The 3,022-nt window shown below is 69.9% G+C and carries 3 protein-coding genes; 2 read left to right on the forward strand and 1 reads right to left on the reverse strand.

Going from position 1 to position 3,022, the window contains the following annotated elements:
- Together ACWDU1_RS31190 and helR are read left to right on the forward strand one after the other, a co-directional pair.
- Positions 1-235, forward strand: a 235-nt coding sequence (locus ACWDU1_RS31190; RefSeq protein WP_450003983.1) for a hypothetical protein, incomplete at its 5' end; no start/stop codon positions are given.
- Between the two features lie 120 nt (positions 236-355).
- On the forward strand, positions 356-2,566 hold the full coding sequence (helR, locus tag ACWDU1_RS31195) for an RNA polymerase recycling motor ATPase HelR (RefSeq protein ID WP_450003984.1): 2,211 nt from the start codon (positions 356-358) through the stop codon (positions 2,564-2,566).
- Here helR and ACWDU1_RS31200 read toward each other — a convergent pair.
- Positions 2,547-3,022, reverse strand: a 476-nt coding sequence (locus ACWDU1_RS31200; RefSeq protein ID WP_450003986.1) for a WS/DGAT domain-containing protein, incomplete at its 5' end; no start/stop codon positions are given. The genes helR and ACWDU1_RS31200 overlap by 20 nt on opposite strands.

The raw sequence follows: 3,022 nt of genomic DNA on the forward strand, positions 1-3,022 counted from the left end.
CCTGCGTCTGGTCGGCTCGGATCCGCATTACAAGCAGTGGCGGCAACTGGCCGATACCCTCTCCGACGCACTGCTGGCCGCGCTGACCCTGCAGCGCAAGAAGCTACAGGACGCCCCCGACGAGGAGATCCGCGCCGCGCTCGACCACAAAACGCAGCTGCTGGCCGAGGTGCGGGCCTCCGAGCGCGATCTGATCATCGCCACCCGCGAAGAGCTGGATATCGAACCGAACTGATCGAGCGCCGTAGCAGTTCCTCCCGAATCAAATCTATACCGCACCCGGGGCCTTGCGGCAAGACCCGGGTGATGCCGCAGAATTGCCCGCCGAAGCCAGAACCTGCAGAAAGGCGGGCTTGTGCCGACTCCGGGATATGAGGACGAACTGCGCTCCGAGCGCGACTACGTGGCCGGGCTCTATACGCGACTCGACGAGGAGCGCGCGCAGGCCAAGGGCAGATACTCCGCCGCGCTGCGTGGCAACGGCGGGACACTCGTGGACCGCGATGTCGAGGTCCGCACCCTGGCCCGCGAGGTGAAGCGGCTGGACGTCGCGGATAACGGACTGTGCTTCGGCAGGTTGGACTCGGTCACCGGCGAGCGCAGCTATATCGGCCGGATCGGCCTGTTCGACGAAGCCGACGAATACGAGCCGCTGCTGCTCGACTGGCGGGCGCCGGCCGCCCGGGCTTTCTACGTCGCCACCGGCGCATCACCGGAGAACATGCGGCGGCGCCGGCAATTCCACACCCGTGGCCGGCGACTGCTGGATTTCACCGACGAGATCTTCGGCCGGCCCGACGGCGAACGGTCCGGGGATGGGCACGGCGACGCGGCGCTGCTGGCCGCGGTCGACGCGCCGCGGGGTCCGGGGATGCGCGATATCGTCGCCACGATCCAGGCCGAGCAGGACGAGATCATCCGGCTGGAACATCCGGGCGTGGTGGTGATCGAGGGCGGCCCGGGCACCGGTAAGACCGTGGTGGCCCTGCACCGCGTCGCCTATCTGCTCTACACCCAGCGGGAACGGATGGAGCGCAACGGTGTGCTGGTCGTCGGTCCCAATCCGGCGTTCCTGAACCACATCGGCCGGGTACTGCCCTCGCTCGGCGAATCCAATGTGGTGTTCATGACCACCGGCGATTTCGTCCCCGGGCTGCACGTCACCGCGGAGGACACCCCGGAGGCGGCACGGATCAAGGGCTCCCGCGCGATCCTGGAGGTCCTCGCGGCGGCGATCGCAGACCGGCAGCGACTACCCGAGCAGCCGCTGTTCATCGAACTGTCCGACGCCACGGTGCGGATCGACGCCGCGACCGCGGAATGGGCCCGGGAGGAGGCCCGCGCGACCGGGCTGCCGCATAACGAGGCGCGCGCGAAATTCATCGAGATCGTCACCTATGTGCTCACCGAGCGGGCCATCGGCCGGATCGCCCGCGGCTGGCTGACCCGCGACGACCGCGAGGCGTGGGAACAGCTCCGGGAGGATCTGGTCGAGGAACTGGCGGGCAGCGCGGCCTTCACCGCCGCATTGGACGACCTCTGGCCGATCCTCACACCGGAGGCGCTGCTGGCCGGGTTGTACTCGTCCGCCGATCGCCTGCGGGCCGCCGGCGCGGACCCGGTGCTGCTGCGCGCCGACAGCGAAGCGTGGACGGTCTCGGATACACCGCTGCTCGACGAACTGGTCGACCTGCTGGGCGCCGGAGAATCCGAGGATCGGACCGCCGAACGCGAACAGCGGGCACAGGCCCGCTACGCGGCGGGAGTACTGGATATGATGACCGGCCGCGAGGACATGATGGACGACGAGGACCATCTGTTCGCCCAGGACCTGCTCTACGCCGAGGATCTCGCGGAACGGTTCGTCGAACGCGATACCCGCGATCTGGCCGATCGGGCGGCCGCGGACCGCAACTGGACCTACCGGCATATCGTCGTCGACGAGGCGCAGGAACTCTCCGAGATGGACTGGCGGGTCCTGATGCGGCGCTGCCCACGCCATTCCTTCACGGTGGTCGGTGATCTGGCCCAGCGGCGCTCGCCCGCCGGGGCGAGGTCGTGGGACACGATGCTCGAGCCCTATGTACCGGGTCGCTGGCTGTACCGGTCGCTGTCGGTGAACTACCGCACGCCGGCGGAGATCATGGCCGTCGCCGCGGCGGTTCTCACCGAGTTCGCGCCCGGGATCACCCCGCCGGAATCGGTCCGCGCCAATGGGGTGCCGCCGTGGTCTCGCCGGTTTTCCGGCGATGACGAGCTGCGCGCCGCCGTCGCGGAGTTCGTCGCGGCCGAGGCCGGGCGCGAAGGTACCAGCGTGGTGATCGGGCCGCCGGGCGTACCGGGTGCCGTGGCGGCGTCGGAGACCAAGGGCCTCGAGTTCGATGCCGTGCTGGTGGTCGAACCGGACCGGATTCTGGCCGACGGGCCGCGCGGTGCGGCGGAACTGTATGTCGCGCTCACCCGGGCCACCCAGCGCCTCGGGGTACTGCACAGCGGGCCGCTGCCGCGGTCGCTGGCCGGGCTGGCGGAGGCCGGCGGCCCCGCGGTCAGCGGAGCCGGGCGCTGACCTCGGCGGTCGCGTCGCGGAGGAGACCGGCGTAATGGCCGAGATCCGGCACCGTCTCCGGGTCGGCGTGCAGGGACAGCGTGATCGTCTCGCCGAGACCGTGGATCCCGTGCGTGAGATGCATCACGCTGCCGAGTGCCGGAAAGCCGGCGGTGAACAGCACCGGGGCGTCGCCGAGAGCGAGATCGGCGGGGCCCCGGTTCACACTCGAGACCACGGTATGCCCGGTGATCTCGGCGGGCACCAGGTCGATCGGATATCTGCCGACATCGCGGCGCAACAGAATCGGCGGCACCATCTCGGTCACCGCGTCCTGCGCATTCAACAGTGGATGCGCCGCACGGCGCCGGCGGCTCGCGAGCTCGGCGGCGATCAGGGCGGCCCGTCGGCGCGGGTCGGGTTCGGTGACGGCCAGATCGACGCCGAGTCCGCGATAGTTGTTGCGGACCCCCGGTC

The sequence above is a fragment of the Nocardia sp. NPDC003345 genome (assembly GCF_053589395.1).